General features: G+C 59.4%; 9 protein-coding genes. 1 reads left to right on the top strand and 8 read right to left on the bottom strand.

Translation table 11 applies throughout. The features are described 5' to 3' along the window. Positions 1-24: 24 nt before the first annotated feature. The gene (gene pepN, locus G7Y41_RS03740) at positions 25-2,598 is read left to right on the top strand and encodes an aminopeptidase N (protein ID WP_165315140.1); all 2,574 of its coding nucleotides are present in this window, start codon (positions 25-27) and stop codon (positions 2,596-2,598) included. A gap of 192 nt (positions 2,599-2,790) precedes the next feature. On the opposite strand, the gene G7Y41_RS03735 is transcribed toward pepN, so the two are convergent. The 8 genes from G7Y41_RS03735 to G7Y41_RS03700 all read right to left on the bottom strand — a co-directional run bounded on the left by G7Y41_RS03735 (position 2,791) and on the right by G7Y41_RS03700 (position 19,145). Then, entirely contained in the window at positions 2,791-3,057 is a 267-nt protein-coding gene (locus G7Y41_RS03735; RefSeq protein WP_165315151.1) for a hypothetical protein, read from the bottom strand. Between the two features lie 273 nt (positions 3,058-3,330). Then, the gene (locus G7Y41_RS03730; RefSeq protein ID WP_231367364.1) at positions 3,331-3,993 is read right to left on the bottom strand and encodes a biotin transporter BioY; all 663 of its coding nucleotides are present in this window, start codon (positions 3,991-3,993) and stop codon (positions 3,331-3,333) included. A 122-nt stretch (positions 3,994-4,115) separates the two neighbouring features. Next, on the bottom strand, positions 4,116-4,625 hold the full coding sequence (locus G7Y41_RS03725; protein WP_231367363.1) for a 4'-phosphopantetheinyl transferase superfamily protein: 510 nt from the start codon (positions 4,623-4,625) through the stop codon (positions 4,116-4,118). Continuing rightward, complete coding sequence (locus tag G7Y41_RS03720; protein ID WP_165315152.1) at positions 4,588-13,824, bottom strand: type I polyketide synthase; 9,237 nt, start codon at positions 13,822-13,824, stop codon at positions 4,588-4,590. The genes G7Y41_RS03725 and G7Y41_RS03720 overlap by 38 nt, the downstream gene beginning before the upstream one ends. Positions 13,825-13,954: 130 nt before the next feature. After that, positions 13,955-15,517, bottom strand: a complete 1,563-nt coding sequence (locus tag G7Y41_RS03715; protein WP_442984263.1) for an acyl-CoA carboxylase subunit beta — start codon at positions 15,515-15,517, stop codon at positions 13,955-13,957. 56 nt (positions 15,518-15,573) lie between these two features. Further along, positions 15,574-17,436, bottom strand: coding sequence for an ATP-binding protein (locus G7Y41_RS03710; RefSeq protein ID WP_165315154.1), 1,863 nt, complete (start codon positions 17,434-17,436; stop codon positions 15,574-15,576). Beyond that, positions 17,417-18,250, bottom strand: a complete 834-nt coding sequence (locus tag G7Y41_RS03705; protein WP_165315155.1) for a biotin--[acetyl-CoA-carboxylase] ligase — start codon at positions 18,248-18,250, stop codon at positions 17,417-17,419. The genes G7Y41_RS03710 and G7Y41_RS03705 overlap by 20 nt, the downstream gene beginning before the upstream one ends. Positions 18,251-18,377: 127 nt before the next feature. After that, positions 18,378-19,145 (bottom strand): TetR/AcrR family transcriptional regulator, encoded by a 768-nt coding sequence (locus tag G7Y41_RS03700; RefSeq protein ID WP_165315156.1) that lies wholly within the window; start codon positions 19,143-19,145, stop codon positions 18,378-18,380. Positions 19,146-19,165 lie beyond the last annotated feature (20 nt).

Raw genomic sequence — 19,165 nt, 5'->3', positions numbered from 1 at the left:
TCTCATCACAGCGAAAGGGGTCTCATGCCAGGCCTGAATCTCACCCGTGACGAAGCAGTCGCGCGTGCTGAAGCCATCACCTCCGTCAGTCATTACACAATCGAGCTGGATCTGACTCGCGGAAACACGGACTTCAATTCACGGACCCGCATCGAATTCGACGCGGTTGAGGGAGAGGCAACCTTTGCCGACCTCGTATCACAGAACGTCCACAGCATCCGGCTCAACGGCACGGACCTTTCTCCGGTGATCCACCAGGACCACCGCATCCCCCTTGAAGGACTACAGTCGCACAACGTCCTCGAGGTCGACGCGGACTGCCAGTACATGCACACCGGTGAGGGACTTCATCGTTTCACGGACCCGGCGGACGGCAAGGACTACTGCTACTCACAGTTCGAGGTGCCTGACGCACGCCGCGTCTACACAACTTTCGAGCAGCCTGACCTCAAAGCCGATTTCCAGGTGACTGTCACCGCTCCGGCCGGATGGAAGGTCTTCTCCAACGCCCCCACTCCCACGCCGGAAATTGTTATTGGCGAGGACGGGGTTGAACGCTGGATCTATCGCTTTGACCGCACCGAACGCATGTCAACGTACATTACGGCCTTTGTTGCGGGACCCTACGAAGGAGTGACGTCATCGCTGACGTCCTGCGATGGTCGCGAGATTCCGCTGGGCGTGTACTGCCGCGCTTCCCTGGTTGAACACCTCGACTCCGATCACATCCTTGAGATCACCCGCCAGGGCTTTGAGTTCTTCGAGGGGCAGTACGGGATCGCCTACCCGTTCACGAAGTACGATCAGGTCTTCGTCCCCGAATACAACGCCGGTGCTATGGAAAACGCCGGTCTTGTGACTTTCCGCGATCAGTACGTGTTCCGCACGCGTCCCACTGAGAATCAGTTGGAAAACCGGGCGAATACGATCCTCCACGAACTGGCTCACATGTGGTTCGGTGACCTCGTGACAATGAAGTGGTGGAATGATCTGTGGCTCAACGAGTCATTCGCTGAGTTCATGAGCCACCTCGCCCTGGCTGAAGCCACTCGCTACACCCAGGGGTGGACGGGCTTCATGCTCCGCAAGGACTGGGGCCTCAAACAGGATCAGCTCCCAACAACGCACCCAATTAAAGCTGAGATCCGCGACCTTGCCGATGTTGAGGTGAACTTTGATGGCATCACCTATGCCAAGGGAGCCTCGGTTCTGCGTCAGCTCGTCACCTACGTTGGCCGTGACGCATTCTTCACCGGGTTGCACGAATACCTGACGACGCATTCATACGCGAACGCAACCCTCGCTGACCTGCTCGGCGAGCTTGAAGCCGCTTCGGGTCGCAACCTGTCACACTGGTCGAAAGTGTGGCTCGAGGAAGCCGGCGTCACCCTTCTTCGTCCGGAAATTGACGTGAACGAGGACGGAACTCTTTCCCGTTTGAGTGTGATCCAGGAAGTGTTCACCGAGGGAGCGTCCCTGCGTCCGCATCGTCTTGCCGTCGCCGGCTATTCAGTGAACGAGGACGGAGCGCTGGTCCAGGACTTCCGCGAAGAACTTGACGTTGATGGCGCATCCACGGATGTCCCCGCGGCCGCTGGCCTCGCACGCCCCGATCTCATTGTCATTAATGACGGCGACTTGGCCTATGCGAAGATCCGTTTGGATCCTGCGTCCGTGGACTTTGCCACCGAACATATTGCGGCGATCAGCGATTCGGTGCTTCGCGGTGTCATCATGGCCTCCGCCTGGGATATGACGCGTGACGGTGAGATGCCCGCACGTTCCTACCTGAATCTTGCTCTGGCGTCGATTCCCGTTGAGGATAATGCTCAGCTCCTTCAACTGACCCTCAACCATATCGACGAGACTGTCCGCACGTTCATCGCACCTCAGGCCCGGGGGAAAACCCGGGAGTTCGTTGGACGCCGCTTGGGGCTGCTGGCGCGCACAGCGTCGTCAGGTTCCGACGTGCAGACAATGCTTGTTCGCGCCGCCGCTCGCAATGCGACAACGGCCGAGGACTTCGAGTGGTTGCGTAAGCTGTACTCAGGTGATGAACCCCTCGATGGCCTTGACCTCAATGTTGACATCAAGTGGAATCTGCTCATCGCACTTGTGCGCGGTGGCTATGCGGGTGAAGACGACATCGTCGCGATGCTCGCTGACGACGATACGATGACCGGCCGGCAATATGCTGCTGCGGCGCGTGCAGCCGTTGCCGATCCACAGGTCAAGGCATCAGTTTTCGAGGCCGTGCTTCACGATCAGTCGATTCCCAATGACACGCGGTGGTCAATGATTTCCGGGTTCTGGGCTCAGGCCCACACGACGCCGGAAGCATACGTTGAGTACGTTTCCAGGTACTTCGATGCCATTGATTCGATCTGGTCAGAGCACACCTTCCACACCGCTGAGGATCTGACGATCCTTCTCTTCCCCTCGGCATTGGATGGCTACGTTGCCGACCTGTCAGTGGCTCAGGCTGGCCGTGATTGGTTGGCGTCGCACACCCATGCCTCCACCGGAACGATCCGAATCATTCGTGAACGCATCGCGGTGTGTGAGCGTCAGCTGATGGTGCAGAAAGCGGATATCTGAGACAGCGAAGAGGCTGATGACGCCGGTGTATCTCCCGACGTCATCCCTCACGCAGGAGCTCATTGAACACCAGTGGTCCGTGGCGGTGAAGTCACCGCCACGGACCACTGTGTATTCGCCGTCCACATCAAAGCCCGCGGTCAGCAGACACAACAGGCACAGCTGACGACCGGTAGCCTGAAATTCAGGCCGCTAGGCCGTTGTCTTTTTCGCGAGGACGATTCTGCATACTCCGATGAGCATGATCATGCCGCTGACGAGGAGAAGAAAAAGCCCCAGATAACTGGTGCATCCGATTCCAGGAATAGCCAGCAGGTAGCTCAATACCAGGACGGGAACCGATTTCGTCCGATAAAAGACACCAAGTGCAATCACCGAGCACACAAGAAACGGCAGCGCAAACAGAAATACCTCCGGCAAAGAGGGACTGAGCACAACAAAGTAATGATTCTCGCTCAATCGAATTGTCCTATACGGCTTCAGCCGGGAAATCAATGCCGCGACCAGGTGAAATGCCACGAGAGCAGCGCACACACGGAGCCAGTTCATTGCTGATACCTCAACATACTGATGCTCATGGGAGAACTCCTCACCATCGTCGTTTTTCAGAGAGATTGTGGAAACACGAGACCTTCGCATCAACGAAGGTGTAGAAGACGCTGCGGAGCTATGCTCAACGCTATGGATCCACAGTAATCACTCACTGAAACAAAAGTCAAGAGTCCGACACCCCTAATTTTCTTGAGGTCCGGCAGGACGCCCGATCAGTTTCCACGTCCCACCGACAATCGCCGCGGAAAGAATCCATTTGATGATTCCACCTGGGATGAACGGGATGAGTCCTGCATTCAAGGTTGCCCAGAAGCCCAGAGTCTGCCCGAAGAAGGCGTGAAGGGTGACCCACATCCACGGGATCCCGACGATAAAGGGAATCAGTGACGCCACAGCGAAGGCCCCCAATGCAGCCAACGGGCGACGATCCCAGCGTCGCTCACTAAGCCAACCAACAACCCACGCCGCAGCAATGAACCCAATAATGAAACCGAACGACGGTTTAAGAGCGTATGCCAGGCCTCCACCCATGTCGGCAAACCACGGGATTCCTAAGAGACCACCGACCGCGTAAGTGAGCATCGCGAACACTGCCCGACGCGACCCCAGCACCGCCCCGGCAACCATGACCCCAAGCGTCTGACCTGTGATGGACACCGGCCACATCGGAATACTGACCTGAGCGAGAAGCCCAACGAATGCCGCGCCACCAATAACAAGCGCGATGTCTTTCAGCGTTGATCGAACACCAAAGATCGCATCGGCAAGAACTGCGGTGCCAGCCGAATGGGCAGGCAAGGCATGAATTGTGCTTCCGGTAGATGAAGGAGAGGACATGGACATGAGAACACCTTTCGTTGTGATGTATGAAGAACACGTTGATGGGGATGGACCGCATTCCAGCGATGATGCTGCTTCGCCGCGCGAGCCGGTCCCTCCACAGTGGCTGGTACGCCCTCGTCTGCTCACGAGTAGATGAGGACCTGAGTTGAAGCGATCGCATAGTCACCGTCGTGCGAGAGTGACAGTGACCAATGGAGTGCGCCTCCTACGTCCTCTTCAAGCATTCGCAGAGCGGACGCAACACTCCCGTGGAAGCGATACACGGGACGCTTCCACCGGTCGTGGATCACCTCGATATGCGACCAGTTCAGTTGATCTGGCTCGATCATGGGGTCCTGACCAATGAGCAGCGCAGACCACGCCTTGATCGCGGCTTCCTTTGCTGCCCACCGTGCAGCAAGCGAGGCCATTCTTCGGTGCTGATCGTTGGTCAGGCCCATTGCGTACTCCCATTCGCGTCCCGTAAAGACATGGGAAAACACCGATCCAGACTCAGTGAGCTGCCCAGCAAACTGAGGGATATACACGAGGTCAACGCCAACACCGTGGATCACTGGGCAGGTGGAGGGCACGCGCCCTCCACCGGATAGCTGATCAGTACGACCCATTGTCGCCCAGTCTCGCTGAGTCATTGAGGAGCATCTCTACTTCGATCTCATGAGTTCCCTCAGCGGGAAGTCGGCGTCCGTCAATCGGCTCAAAGAGCGAGGCATGACCGATCATTGCTTTCTCCAGTCGTGCACGCCCAGCGCGAAGCCTGCGTTCAGCGTCTTTTCTCCACGAATGCCAGGCCTGCTCAGAACGTTCCTGGCGGAGGGCCTGCTCAAATGCCCCCGGATGAGCGAGCACAACAACGGCTGACACATGCCCGAAACCGAGCGACGTGAGGATTCCGGCGCGCACAGGATCCGTGGACGTATCAAGAGGTCGACGCAACCACAGGAGACGATCCCATGACCGCATCACCGGATCCAAGCAATCCAGGCTCCTATTCCCCGGGATACGTTGGTCGCGGAATACCTCAAGCAACCCGGCGCACTGGAATACCGCGGCCCCGCCCTTGGCATGACCGGTCACGGTCTTCTGGCTGATGACGTGAAGCGGATTCCCCTCTGATCGTCCCAACGCATGAGAGAGACGGACATGGAGTTCGGCCTCGTTCGGGTCATTCGCCAATGTTGAAGTGTCATGCTTTGAGACGACCGCAATATCGTCCGCACCCAAGCCAAGTCCTTCAAGGGCACGTGACAGCTGAGACGAAACCCCGCCTCGGCCAGCCGCGAGCGCCCCCAGACCCGGAGCGGGAATCGACGTGTGCGCACCGTCGGCAAAGGAACGCGCGTAGGCAACGACTCCGAGGACCGGTAGTCCGAGGTCAGCGGCAATTGACCCGCGTGTCAGGAGGATTGTTCCTCCGCCCTCGGCTTCAAGGAATCCTGCTCGGCGTCGATCACCGGCGCGGGAGAAGTGGCGTGGACTAATTCCCCGTTCTTCCAGTGTGGCTGACTCGGCGGTGGCGTTCATGTCGCCGAATCCCGTGAGCGATTCCACGGTGATGTCGTCAATACCGCCGGCCACAACGAAATCTGATTTCCCCAGGAGGATCTTGTCAACCCCTTCTTCAATGGACACTGCGGCGGTTGCGCACGCCCCTACCGGGTGAATCATCTGACCGTAGCCGCCGATGTATGCCTGCATCGTGTGCGCGGCAACAACGTTGGGCAGTGCTTCCTGAAGAATGTCCTGGGGACGATCTTCTCCGAGGAAACGATCAAGGAACACTTTGCGCAACGACTCCATGCCGCCGATGCCTGTTCCCTGTGTCGACGACACCTGTGATGGGTGAACCGCCTGAAGGAGCTCGGTGGGCGTGAAACCGGAGGAAATGAACGCGTCGACGGCGGTGACCAGATTCCACACGGCGATTCGATCAAGTGCGTCAGTCATCGATGCGGGAATTCCCCAGTGGGCGGGGTCAAAATCATCGGGAATTTGGCCGCCGACGCTGCGACTGAGCGTTGCTTTGCGGGGAACATGCACGATTGATCCCGCTGCCTTGCGGACTGTCCACTGGCCGGTGGTTGGATCCTGCCACACGCGTGTATGCGTGGGGTCTGCCTCGAGGTAAGCAGTTGCCTCTTCATGGGAGTCAACAACAAATTCCTGATCTGAGGGAAGGTACACTGCCGCGACGTCAATGGAGCCGCCGTCAACAAGTGACCCGTCGTCGCTGAGTCGGCGGATTCCTGATCGGGCCACCACTTGATCGTGGAACCTGGAGAAAATCTCCTCTTCGGCAACTTCGTGGTCCTCGGAGTCATACCAGCTCGGAGATGGTGTGTCGGACCAATGAATAAGTCCCATCATCCATGCCAGTTCACAGACCCCGGCTGCGGTGAGTTCAACATCTGCGGTAGATGCGTCCCTGTCCTGGTCATCGAAGTATTCCGCTTCGTGGCGAGTACGCCCAGATCCCCATGCCGACACTTCGCCGGCACCGACGATGACAACCTGATCTTCCAGGGGTGTTGACACAGTCCCCCAGTTCAATGGTTTAGGCAGGTGCGGGTTGATCAGCGATGGGAGTGCTCGAATCTGGGCGCGCTGGGGCAGGTGATCATCGGCCTCGTCCTCGGTCCCCATTCCCTGTGAACGCGCATCCGCGGCCAGGCGCGCAAGATCGATCGTGCCTGCGCCGAGTCCGCCCGTGAGGTCAACGTCAAGCGGGTGACGTTGTGCCTCCTCCCGGGAGCTACGTGAGGCGAGGCCAACGAGTTCGTCTGCGATTTCCTCCGTTGTGTACACGTGGATTCCGGCTCGCTGGGCCGCTGGGACGAGGACGTCGTTGCCACCCATGAGGGATGTCCCCTTGACCCATCCGATACGAGGATGTGCGAGAGTGACAGCGCTGGGCCAGCCGCTCTCCACACCCCATTTCGTCACGATCGTGTCGAATGATGCTTTTGCTTCCGCGTAGGCACCATCACCACCGAAGATCCCGCGGTTGGGTGACCCGGGGAGAACAACGTGAAGCCGATGAGCAATATCCGATGAGGTGTCGAGTTCGGCCAGGCGATGAATCGTGTGTTCAACGCTCCACAGGAGGAGGCGTTCCTGACGCATTGCCGAGTGCGGGTCTTCACCCATTCGTCCGATGACCGGGGGTGCAGCAAAGGGGAAGAACAGCGTTGGACGCTGAGCTTCTTTGACTACTCGTGTCGTTGCCCCGGTCGTCACCGACTGCTCCGACGCAATCCACGTCACGAGGGCGTCAATGTCACGCAGGCTGGCCATGTTCGCTGGCACAAGCCACAGTGACGCATTCGTGGATGCGTGGCGACGATAGAGGTCTTTGATGAATGCCAGTCGCGAATTGCTGACCGATGAGGCGGTGACGATGACCTGTGCCCCGCCTTCAAGGAGCCGGGCAACAACCGCAGCGGCGATCGACCGCGGAGCAGCACCCGTGACGAGGGCGACGTCTCCTGCGAACTCATCGATCGGCTCCATCATGGCCTCGCGCGCAACCGAATCGAAGAAGTCGCGCAACTGAGGGTGTTTCGTTGCGTACCACTGTGCGAGGTCACGCAGTGATTCACCGCTGTACCCCGACCTCACGAGGGTGACCTCGATATCTGATGGTGACAGCTGACCTGAGGCAACGCGGGCAAGGTCTTCTCGCACCAACGCCCACTTGTCGTCAAGGAGCACAGCTTTTTCAGCGGAAAACACCGGCTCCACGGATTTCACCCAGTTGTCCCCCAGTTCGGCATCAACCGCAGCCGCCAAAGCGGAGTGATCATTTGAGGGCGTGGCCGTCGCTGGGCGATACTCCACTCCCAGTGCGTCCAAGAGGGAGCGGGCCTGAGAGGCGAGAACACCGTCCTCGCCAAGGACTCGCTGAGTGAGGGCATTGAGTGCCGCAGAGTCCACGACACCGCCGGATGCCGCTCCATCTGCATTTGCAGGTGCAACGTCAATGCCTAGGCGCGCACCAACGGCGCGAATCGCCGCATCAACAAGGTCAAAAGCCGCAGCACGAGACGCAACATCAACGGGAAGGGAAGCCAGAGTCCCCCCGCGAACCGAATCCGCGTCGCGGGATCCCAGGAGGATTTCCAGACCAACCGCATCTGCCCATCCCTGCCCCAGTGCCCAAGTCTCAGTGACATGATGGCGAATATCCGTGAGCGTCACCCCAACGGAGCCCAGGAGCTTCCTCACCCGAGAGTTCACAGCTTCCGTCAGGACCGGGCCGTAGGCCTCGTAGGACCCGCACTGCGTGTCAACAGCTGGGAGCAGCTGAGCGATCGCTGCGTCCGCTGCGCCCTCGATCGTGGGCACACCAAGTTCGGCAGCCATGTCCATGAGCAGCTGATTGCGTTTCGATGACACTCCGTTCGTCAGCGACTCAATGGTGTCATCTTCACTGATCTGTTCTCGGGTCACCTTAGTTGAATACGCAATGAGCGCGATGATCGCTTCGGAGGCACTGAGGCGAATGTCTTCCACGGACCTGCCACTGGCAGATGAAACGGAAGGGAGTAGAGCTTCTCCCCCTGCCTGGGACGCATCCGCTGACGTTCCCTGACCACCGGCCCGAGGATCCGGTGCGCTAGTGGCAGGCGGGAGAGCTTGTGTGGAAGGTGCGTGCTCGTCCTCGTTCATTGCCTCTCCGGCGGGAGAATCATCGGCAACTTGTGGAGCGTCAACCCGATCCGCGAAAAGAACCCTGGGCTCGTCTCGTTCAACGTTGAGGATGTCAACAACGAGGCCGCTGTGGCGAGGAAGCATCAGCGTCCGTGAGGCAAGGTTCGCCAATGTTGGCGAGGACGCCAACCCAACCTCAACGAGGCGCTCAACACCCAACCCACCGTGGGATTCCGGGGTGAAGAGAAGATCCTGTGTCTCGATCCAGCGAACCGGCGATGCGAACTGCCATGCGAGAAGTTCAATGAGGAGAACACGACCGTTCGCACGCGAATTCGTCCATCCGTCAGCAAGAATTGACGCGATGGCCTCTGAGGGAACAACCGAGGTGATTGCACGCGCGAAGTCTTCGCTCACCTCGAAAGGTCGGGCGACGAGGTTAGGAATGTAGCGACCCACGAGCGGTGTCACATCAACATCGGGGTCGATCAGTTCTTCCAGCTTCTCCCTGAATTGTGCAACCCCGCCTCGCAGCTTCGACGAATGGAAGGGCACGTCGATTCCGGGGATGAGAATGAATGGACGTTTACCGCCGCGCTCGCGTGAACGCCTGAGAGCATCCTCGGCTAGCTCCTCAAGTCCCGCGATCGTGCCCGCGATCGCATATTGGCGTCCCGCGAGGTTGTAGTTGACGATCTGAAGGAATTCACCGGAGCGTTCTGCGATGCCGCTGACGTAGGATTCAACGTCGTCCTCGCCCAGGCCCAATTGATCGGGACGCAAGGCTCCGAGCCCATAGTTTGACCGGCCCTGAGCGTCACGCTCCACGAGGTGATGCATTGCCGTTCCGCGTTGGAACACAATTTCAAGGACCTTCTCGAAGGGGAAAATCTGGGCACAGGCCGCGAGCGCGTTGTACTCACCCAGAGAATGCCCGGCGTACACCGCGTCTTCGGCAAAAACTCCGCGGGCACGAAGCTCTTGTGTTTGTGCGTACGCAACCGTTGCCAGAGCCACTTGGGTGAATTGCGTGAGGTTGAGGACTCCATCGGGGTGGCGGAATGTTTCCTCCCCGATCGTCAGTTCTTTCGGGTTGTCACGCACGACCGTTTCAATGGAGAATCCGAGTGCGCGCCGTGTGTGAGCGTCAGCGCGTTTCCAGACCTCACGAACCGTTGCGCTGGGAGTGTTCATTCCCATTCCGGCGTGTTGGATTCCCTGTCCGGGGTAGACGTAGGCGTATCGGGGCTTAACGAGGACGGCCCTGCCGATTGACACGACATCCCCGTTCACGCGGCATGTTGCTTCGATGACCGGCGTGTCGCCGAGGTGGCCGACGCGGGAAATGTCGATGTCGACGTCGTCGCCGAGATTCACCATGCCGTGCATGCGGTATGACCATCGGGCGATGTGCATGGGCGGTGTGGTGATTGAGCGAATAACCGCTGGTCGGGATGGGCCCGTGAGTGTGGAGGTGTCTTCGGCTTCGATGACGTGTTGGACAACGGCTGACAGCCACATCCCATGAACCAGCGGGGCGTGAAGTCCAGACAGGCGCGCAGCGGCAGCTGAGGTGTGGATGGGGTTGAAGTCACCTGACACATGGGCAAAAGCTGTCATGTCACGCGGCGCGTGAACGGTGACTGAGCGGATGAATGAACGCGGTGTGTCCTCGATCGTCGGTGAATCCGGGCGAGTGTCAGTGTGGAGTTCCAGGGTCGGAGCCGGTGAGGGTGGCTGCGTGGAGGTCACGCGGCCTCGAATGGCGAAGCGTTCAACGAGGTCAGCGAAACGCTGCCCATCAACACCAAGGGTGATCTCAACACGGACAACGCGTCCGGCAGATGATTCTTCCAAGCGTGCGCAACGTGCCTCAACCTGCACTGTGTGGCCGATAGGCCAGCGGCGCTCAAAGGCCGGGGAGACGATGACGGTGTGGTCAAGGTGGACGGCGTTCACGAGTCCTTCAATGACGGGGACGTCATCTTTGATTGCGCTGCCAAGCGCCGCGTAAATCGCGGGCCAGCACGGGCCAACGAGGGCGTCGGGAACAGCGGGAGCGAGCGTTGCATTAAGTACCGCGCCCGTGACCTGGGCGTGAGCTGACCCCAGTTCAGGTGACAGCGTGAAGTGCGAAACAACCGTTCCAAATCCATCGTCGGGAATGATCTGGGGCATGCGGGAAATGGTGTCGCCATTGACCGTTGTTGTGCCCACACCTGCGGCTCCGGCAAGCAGGTCGTAAGCCGACGATGACAGGCGCGTCATGTCAACGACGGGGACGCCACCGGTTTCTGCGGCATCAAGGACGATGGGGATGACGATGTCACGGACCGCGTGGGGGCGCTGTGAATCACCCTCAGCGAGATCATTGCGGTCCCACGCTGTTGCGCAATGGATCCGCAGCGCCCACCCATCGGGATTCTCCTCGATGGACACTGACTCAGGCATGACATGAGCGGGGTTATCCACGATATTTCCAGCCCATTCAATTGAGGGCACAGCATGGAGGTAGTCAGCGGCGCTTCGAGCACCTGCAAGCCGGGCGAAGACCGGGGTTGCTTCCTCGCCCTGTTCGTCAAGGCAGCGGACAACCTCGTCCTCGAAACGCCTGAAAAGGTGATCAATCGGCTCGTCGATACGGTCTATCCCACCCACGGACCGAGGACCGGGAATGATCCGTACTTGATCGGCGTCAAAGCGCTCATCGTGAGACTGCCAGAGAGTGTCTGTTCCCCACCATTTCGCCAGTTCGGAATCGAGGACGGGAACGAAAGGCATGGGTTTGTGGTGTTTTCGGCACAGACCGGGAAACCACGCGGCATCTGAAGGAGCAACGAGTGTGTCGGCGGCCTGAGGGTATGCGGCCAGGAGTTTCTTCAGAGCCCGTGGGGCATCATCAATGGCATCCATGTCGGCAAATAGCGTGTCAATTGTCCCGTGATCCGTGGGATTTAGACGCCCCTCAATACGGTGGAATACGTCGAGGACGCGGTCCTTCCACGTCCAGTCAGCCCACGGATACGTCAGATCAACGAGCCTCGTTGCCCACTGTGCATAGGTCATCGTGTCGAGGTCACCGAAGTAGGGTTTCGCAGTTGCGTTGAGAGCGTCAATGATGTCGTCTCGGTGATCGGCGATGCGCTGTGCATCCCCTTTCATGGAATGGATGAGGCGTGAGGCGCGGGCGGAGGAATTGTCGATCTCATGCATGTCGGCACTCAGGTGAGATAGTCCGGAGGTCATTCCCCCCGCACTGGTTCCACGGCCCACCCAGCCGTCTCCCCCGACTCCCGGCGTGTCCACAAGAAGTTGCTTCACCTGCGGTGATGTTCGGGCCTCGAGGGTCGCCATTGAGGCCGTTCCGACGAGGACCGCATCAACTGGCATGAGCACATCACCGTAAGCCAAGGCCCAGCGGCCTGTCACGTAGCTGGCCGCAACCTCGGGTGTCCCAATTCCACCGCCAACGGCAAGAACAACATTCGGTGTCCTGCGGATCTCAGCGTACGTTGCCACAAGGAGGTCATCGAGGTCCTCCCAGGAATGGTGTCCCCCCGAATGTCCGTCCTCAACCTGAAGGATGAGGGAATACTCAGGGTTCGCCTGAGCGATCGCCAGAACCTGCCTGATCTGGTCAACGGTCCCGGGCTTAAAGCACACGTGAGTGAATCCGTCAGTGCGAAGCTCCCTCAGGAGATCACCGGCCTCGTCAATTTCAGGGATTCCGGCGGCAATCGTCACCGAGGTAATGGGGGCGCCGGCTTTGCGGGCTTTCGGTACGATCTTGCTCACGCCGAACTGTAGGTTCCACATGAATCGGTCGAAGAACATCGTGTTGAATCCGGCGGTGTGCCCCGGGGTGAGGAGGCGCTGAAGGCTCTGACGGTTGTCGTTAAACACGTCCTCGGAGTACTGCCCTCCCCCGGCCATTTCCGCCCAGTGACCACCGTTGGCAGCGGCGGCAACGATCTCAGGCCACACCGTGGTCGGTGTCATTCCGGGCAGAATGATGGGGGATTTTCCGGTCAGTCGAGTAAATGCCGTCTCAACGACAACCCGACCGCTGGGGAGGCGAGTGAGCGTCGGTGCGTAGGATCGCCAGTCAACGGGTGTTGGTAGTTCCAATCCGGGCAGGTCAAGCCGCGTGCGGGCCGCCCGAGTTGATGCGTCAACAACCCCGCATCCGGTTCCCTCAATGAGAGGGGCCGTGAGGTTTCCAGCAACAGATGTGGGGCCCAGGTCAACGAACCACGTCACGCCCTGTGCGCGTGCGGTGGCGATCTCCTGGGGCCAGTCGTTGCTGTCCCTGAGGATTGATGCGGCGATGGTGTGCGCTGTAGCTGCATCGAAGCCTCGTCCGTGAGAGTTCAGAGTTTCAACCCACGCGTCGACCTCGTCCACCGCCTCATCAAGGAGGGAGGAATGGAAGGGGGCTTCCACTTTCAGTGGCGTGAATACCGGTTCGTAGATACTGCCGCCCACCTCGCGTGCGTCGATTCGTTGGTTGTGTTCGGCAACTGCCTTTTCGATCGCCTGCCGGACGTCTTCCAATTGACGAGGACGACCTGAGATGACCACCCCATCGGGACCGTTGTTCACGGCGATTGTCGCACCCGTTTGCGTGATGAGCGTCGCCGGAACTCCTGAGACGGAAAGCATGGGGGTCATTGCCGCATTGGGCCGAGCGGATTGACGGTGAGTGTGGTGCGTGGCTGCGCAGCCGATGAGCATTGCTAAGGCGACTGTCCTGTGGATTTCTTCGTGGTCTGCGCGAGCGAACGCCGATGCGATGCGTGCCCCGAGGATCCCTTGGGAATGCCCGAGCAGCGCGGTGGGCTGGTGGCGCGTCAGATCGAATCCTGCGTCAACGAGGTCGAGGAGCGCGGCGTATTGGGTCAGGAGGATTCCCGGGCCGGAAACAGCCGGGTGAGTGTCGAGCACGGAATCTTCAGCGTCTCCGCCGAGGATTTCCTCAAGGCGGTGCGTTGCATCCGCAGATGTCAGCATCATGTCTCGTGCGACGGGGGCGACGATGTCGCGGGCCGCCCCGTAGGCTTCTCGCACACGTTCACCGATCGAGGCCAGGGAGAGGTTTTCCTCAAGTGCGGGACGCCAGCGGCTGCCCTGTCCAGCAAAAACGAGGGCGTAGCTGTGGCGAATAGTGTCAATGTAGGTCATTGCTGTGGTCCATTTCAGTTGAGGGCCCCGGCGTTGGGGGCATCGAAGCAGTGGGGGAAGTTGATCGTCAGTGACGAGCAAGCTCGTCAACATGCAAGGCGCCGCGTTCACACGTGCGACACCGGCGCCCTCACATGGGCGCGTTGTCGTGGACGCGAGGAGACGTCACTGTTCGATCTTTCGATTCAAGAGTCACCAGGGAACGGCAAATTGCTTCGCGTGTACGTGACGGTTCAATCAGTCCATCGAGTTGGCCGTTGCGCAGGGAAAGATTCGGGTTAACTGCCTGCCGGTCGTACATCTTTTGATAGTGGGCTCTCTGCTGGGCAACATCTCTGCCTTGCTCACCGGCGGCGGCCAATTGCTTACGGAAGACAATATCGACCGCGCCCTCGGACCCCATGACGGCGATCTGCGCGGACGGCCAGGAGAAATTCACGTCAGCTCCCAAGGATTTCGAGCCCATGACGATGTAGGCCCCGCCGAAGGCTTTGCGAAGGATGATCGTCACCATCGGCACGGTTGCGGTCGCATACGCGGTGATGAGTTTCGCGCCGCGTCGGATAATTCCTGCACGTTCCTGCTCAGAACCCGGTCGGTATCCGGGAACGTCAACGAGAGTGACGATAGGGATACCGAAGGCATCACAAAATTGCACGAAACGTGCCGCTTTCTCCGAGGCGTCAACGTCGAGGGTTCCCGCGTCCTCAAGAGGTTGCGAGGCAACGACCCCGGCAGGCCTGCCCTCAAAGGAAGCGAATCCAATGAGGATTGACGGGGCAAAGAGCGGCTGCACTTCAAGGAATTCTTCATGATCCGCGAGCGCCTCAATGACAGTTCGCATGTCGTAGGCCTGCTTAGGGGATTCGGGAACCAAGTCAGAAACCCGGTGCGCATTCGCGGGTTCGGATGTCAGGGGGTCGTAGGCGAATACCGGAGGGTGTTCCCCGCAGTGCGAGGGCAGGTATGACAGTAACGTCCGCGCGTAGTCCAAGGCTTCGGCCTCGTCCTCGGCAAGGAAATGCGCAACCCCTGAGATTGTGTTGTGAACATCGCCGCCGCCGAGTTCTTCGGAGGAAATGTTCTCTCCTGTTGCGGCCTGGACAACGGATGGCCCTGTGACGAACATGTACGAGGAGTGCCTGGTCATGATGATGAAATCTGTCAGGGCGGGGCCGTAAACCGCTCCCCCGGCGCACGGCCCGAGAATTACGGAAATTTGGGGAACAACCCCGGAACATTCCGTTGTTTTCTTGAAGATTCGACCGTATTGGGCGAGTGCGGTCACTCCTTCTTGGATGCGTGCCCCTCCCGAATCGAGGAGCGCAACAATGGGAATGCGAAGTTGAAGCGCACGGTCCATAAGCTGAAGAATTTTGTCTCCTTCAACTTGGCCAAGTGTGCCGCCCTGGATGGAAAAATCCTGGGCGTACACGGCGACGCGGCGTCCGTTGATCTGACCGATCCCCGTAATGACCGCCGAACCCATTGCGCCGTGCTCGATGTCTCCTCCGGCGAAGCGGTTGAGTTCAACAAATGTTGCTTCGTCAAGAAGTTCAATCAGTCGTTCACGAGCCGTCAGGCGTCCACGAGCGTGCTGGTGGGCCCGTGCCTTCGCTTCGGCTGCCTCAACCATGTGACGGTTGATGGTGGCGAAGTTTTCCCGTGAGATTCCCTCGTGTGGGGTTTCCACGGCGGCGTCCGCGTCGAGGGAGTTTTGGCGCACGGCACGCGTTGTCGCATCCACTCTCATTGTTCCTCCTCGATGATGACGGCCAGTTCGTCACCGGCCTTGACCGAATCACCGGGAGAGACCCGCAGTGTTCCCACACGTCCCGAAACGGTTGCGTGGACGGGTTTCTCCATCTTCATTGATTCCAACACGACAATGAGGTCCCCTTCGGTGACGATGTCTCCTTGTGAGGCAACGACTTTGACGACAGTTCCCTGGATGGGCGCATGGACATTGGGGCCGTGGGGGGCAGCTCCGAGAGTGCTTGCGGATCCGGTGAACCCGGCGCGGCCTCGTCCGCGCAGAACCTGCGGGCGGGCGCGCACGGGAGTGTCACCTGAGCCCGCCACGCTCGGCGTTGAAGAGCGCCCAACCTCGGCAATCGCAGACAGGGCTCGAAGCGGCAACCTCAGGGACACGCGTCGTCCGTCAATTTCAACGGGGACGGACGTCAGCTCAGCGTCCAGCATTGGCTCAGCGTCTGCTGCTTGGATGTGCTGGGGTTTCATGCGGTCAAGCAGTCCGGATGTTTCACACCATGCCGTGTGGACCGCGAAATCGTCCTCGTCACCTGCGAAGGCAGGGTCAGCGAGGATCGTGTCGATGAGTGCACGGCACGTTGCAACACCAGAGACGTGAAATTCGCTCAGTGCGCGGCGCAGCCGGGCAAGTGCCTGCTCACGGGTTGGCGCGGTGACGATGAGCTTGGCAATGAGTGAGTCATAGTCCGTGCCGATTGCATCTCCAGGCCGAATGAACCCGTCGATACGAACACCGGGGCCACCTGGCCACGAAATCGACGTGATCGTCCCGGTGGACGGCATGAGATTATCCGCCGGGTTTTCAGATGTCACGCGCACTTCGATGCTGTGTCCCCTGGTGGAGGGAATTTCCCCGACCACGTCGCCACAGGCGATGCGGATCTGTTCGCCCACCAGGTCGATGCCCGTGATTTCTTCCGACACGGTGTGTTCAACTTGAAGACGAGGATTGACTTCCAAGAAGTACACGTCGTTATTGTCGACAAGGAATTCGCAGGTCCCCACGCCCCGATAGTCGGTGGCCTCGAAGAGCGCCCGCGAATACTCACGCAGTCGTTCCTCGACATCCGCACAAAGGAAGGGCGCCGGCGCTTCCTCGATGATTTTCTGGTTGCGTCGCTGCACGGAACAGTCCCGCGTGGAGACAACGTGGAAATTCCCGTGAGCATCCCGCAGGCACTGTGTTTCAACATGACGTGCATTCGTCACGAGCTTTTCGATGAAACATCCGTCAAGCTCTGAAGGATCCGCATGTTCGGCGAGGAATCGGTTGAGGTCTTCGGCGGAGTCAATGCGCGTGATTCCCCGACCCCCTCCTGAATCCGCTCTCTTGATGAGGACCGGGAACGAGTCGATTCTTTCTGCCACGTTGACGGTGCCATCAATCCGCGTTCCAGGAATAATTGGCACCCCGGTGCGCACCGCAATATCGCGTGCGGAAATTTTGTCCCCGAGGGCCCGAATAACCTCAGCTGAGGGTCCCAGCCACGTGATTCCCGCGTCCTCAACCGCCTGAGCGAAGTCGGCGTTTTCTGAGAGGAACCCGTAGCCGGGGTGGATCGCGTCAGCTCCCGCGCGGCGTGCGACGTCAATGAGTGCGTCGGTGTTGAGGTACGTCTCGGCCAGGCTGCGGCCTCCCAACGCCAGAGCTTCATCGGCAAGTTCGCAGGCCAGCGAATCAATGTCCTGGTCTGAATAGGCCACAACGGCCCGGATGCCCATGTCGTGAGCGGTGCGGATCACTCGGACAGCAACCTCACCGCGGTTCGCCACGAGGATCGTCCGGATAGGGCGGCCCTGGGTGTGGTGTGTGGGCAGGTCATCGCGTCGTGTGTTCATCCGTTATTCTCCTGCTCGTCTCATGCAAGTGACGGTGTGGGTGTTCTATTGACGAGGACGAGGCGGCGTGCTCACCCCGAAGGTTTCGTGGCCCGCTATCGGGGAGGTCAACGTCGCCAACGCTCACGCGGATTCGCCGGCCCTGGGGCGTCATGCCGATAAGGGCAGCGGAATCATCAACTCCGCGGGCCGTCACGGTGATCTGCGAGCCGTCGGCAAGGTGCACGGTCGATGTCATCCCCAGATGACCGAGTGCGTCCATGTAGAGTTCACGCCACCGGTGAGGGCTGTGATATTCAAGGAGTTCATCGAGGCGGCCAAGAAAACCGTCGAGCAGGGCCTCGCGCATCGCTGGGCGCTGATCCTCGGTGATCCCTAAGCCGATTGCGTGGGGCCCCGCCTCTTGAGGAACAACACCGAGGTTGACACCTGCTCCAACTGCGATGACGTGTCGAAGTGACCGGTCGATGCCGAGGTGTTCACTGAGGATGCCCGCGACCTTGCGATGGCGATATATCACGTCATTGGGCCATTTCAGTGAGGTGACGAAGCCGAGGTTTCGCAACGCGTGACACATCGCAAGACCCGCTAGCACCGTCACCCACGTGACGGTGGTGTCATCGACTCTCAGGAGCGTGGCGGTCAGCAGGGAGTTGCCTGGGAGTTCGTTCCACGCGCGACCGGTCCGTCCCCGACCCTCAGTTTGATGGTCGGCGATGACTGTTGTCAGGTGCTCGGCATCCACGTAAGTGTCAGCGAGCACCCGGAGCGTTGAATCAACGCAGTCGAATCGGTGAATGAGCGTGCTTTTCATTGATGCCCACTGTTGCTGAAGTCGACGCATCAGGAAAATACAGCGCTGTATATTCGGCTATATTCCGCCAAAATATCGGAATAACATCCGTGTTATTTTCATCGAGAACGAGGAGAATTGGTGGCAGCTATTCTCTAGGACGCGACGATGCGTACATCACCACGAGAATGACATCAATGATTTCTGCGCCCGCCGAGTCACGCACGGAAGGTCGAGGGCGGGCCGCCTTGTCGCATGAGTCCACGCCTGCCTCGTCCTCGTTCATGACAACCCTGCCACCAGACAGTTCCCCGGGGTGGATTTCTTGCGTGCCTGTGAGAGTGGGGGAACTGAGGTCACGTATCGGTGGCACGCTCAGCCGCCACGACGCAACCCCCGCTGCGCGCATGGCGATCCCAATGATCGCGTGGGTCATTGGACGCAAAGGGCGCGTCAGTTCACGGCCCGAGGCCGTGAGGATCCACTCAAGGAGTCGGCCGAGTTCATCAACGAATTGTGAGTTAATGTCGAAAAGCCGCACCCCCCATTCAGGGTCGCGAATTGACCGCATAATCAGCTCGGAGTTGAGGATGTACAGGGCCTCGTCAATACCGATAGCGTCCAGCGCTTCAATGAGGAGACTGTCAAGTACCGGAGTTTCACCATCTCCCAGGGCTGGGCGTTGTGCCCAGCGATCAACGGTGCTGTGCAGTCTGTCGATGAGATCGGAGTATTCATCCTCGGCGAGGGCGGCGAGGAGGGAGTCTTTGGAGGAAAAATTCGAGTAGAACGCGCCTCGTGTAAAACCCGCGACCTTGCAGATGTGTTCAAGAGATGTCGCTTCGAGTCCCTCGTTGATGATGATGCGTCGGGTTGCGGCAATGAGTTTGTCCTGCGTATCAAAACGATTTCCCATTGCGCGTCCCTTTCGTTCGT

Source organism: Schaalia sp. ZJ405 (assembly GCF_011038885.2).
In the GTDB taxonomy this organism is placed as follows: Bacteria; Actinomycetota; Actinomycetes; order Actinomycetales; family Actinomycetaceae; genus Pauljensenia.
This window is presented reverse-complemented; position numbering and strand designations above follow the sequence as displayed.

What these genes read in the sequence shown, in the direction of transcription:
- pepN (WP_165315140.1), top strand. Translation starts at nt 25, where the DNA reads ATGCCAGGCCTGAATCTCACCCGTGACGAAGCAGTCGCGCGTGCTGAA.
- G7Y41_RS03730 (WP_231367364.1), bottom strand. Translation starts at nt 3,993, where the DNA reads ATGTCCATGTCCTCTCCTTCATCTACCGGAAGCACAATTCATGCCTTG.
- G7Y41_RS03725 (WP_231367363.1), bottom strand. Translation starts at nt 4,625, where the DNA reads ATGACTCAGCGAGACTGGGCGACAATGGGTCGTACTGATCAGCTATCC.
- G7Y41_RS03720 (WP_165315152.1), bottom strand. Translation starts at nt 13,824, where the DNA reads ATGACCTACATTGACACTATTCGCCACAGCTACGCCCTCGTTTTTGCT.
- G7Y41_RS03710 (WP_165315154.1), bottom strand. Translation starts at nt 17,436, where the DNA reads ATGAACACACGACGCGATGACCTGCCCACACACCACACCCAGGGCCGC.
- G7Y41_RS03705 (WP_165315155.1), bottom strand. Translation starts at nt 18,250, where the DNA reads ATGAAAAGCACGCTCATTCACCGATTCGACTGCGTTGATTCAACGCTC.
- G7Y41_RS03700 (WP_165315156.1), bottom strand. Translation starts at nt 19,145, where the DNA reads ATGGGAAATCGTTTTGATACGCAGGACAAACTCATTGCCGCAACCCGA.